The sequence below is a fragment of the Bacillus coahuilensis m4-4 genome, assembly GCF_000171615.1.
GTDB lineage: Bacteria > Bacillota > Bacilli > Bacillales > Bacillaceae_K > Bacillus_T > Bacillus_T coahuilensis.
Genome location: NZ_ABFU01000090.1, coordinates 1 through 580, shown reverse-complemented (window position 1 = coordinate 580; position 580 = coordinate 1). Strand labels below are relative to the sequence as shown.

The following is a 580-nucleotide window of genomic DNA, read 5'->3' as shown; positions in this document are numbered from 1 at the left end:
CGGCCGCCGATCTGACCGCCCCAGCGCGGCCCGTGCCATGCACGGGTACCGTTCCACTGGCCCCGGTTCCACTGGCCCCGATCCGACGGGCCATGCCGGCCGCCGTTCCACGTTGTCGCACCCGGCGCCGTCTGCGCCACGGCGGGTGCGCCGGCAGCAAGCGAGAGTGAGGCGACGGCGGCGATCGGCAGCAGGCGCATGGGCGCAATCCTTCCCCTGAAGCAACCCGGCCGCAACGCGCCCGTGGTGAACGGGTTGCTTACCATCGTGACGCCACCGCAACCAGAGCCGCGCGCCGCGCGCGATCTGTCCCGTTTTGGGGCGAGGCTGTGGTCAGTCGCTCAACCGCGCAGTCGCGGGGCGAGCAGCGCCATCATCGCCTCGCACCCCGCCGCGTCGGTCGCATCGAACCGTGCGGGCAGGGGACTGTCGAGATCGAGGACGCCGATCAGCCGATCGCCGTCGAGGATCGGCACGACCAGTTCCGACCGGCTCGCCGCGTCGCACGCGATATGCCCCGGAAAGGCGTGGACGTCCTCCACCAGCTGAGTGCGCCGCTCGGCCGCGGCGGTGCCGCATA

Annotated in this window: 2 protein-coding genes; both read right to left on the bottom strand. The window is 72.2% G+C overall.

Translation table 11 applies throughout. The features are described from left to right. A partial coding sequence (locus M44_RS28620; RefSeq protein ID WP_029326983.1) for a hypothetical protein occupies window positions 1-266 on the bottom strand: 266 nt, incomplete at its 3' end. Between the two features lie 75 nt (window positions 267-341). Further along, a partial coding sequence (locus M44_RS18750; protein WP_010176227.1) for a GAF domain-containing protein occupies window positions 342-580 on the bottom strand: 239 nt, incomplete at its 5' end.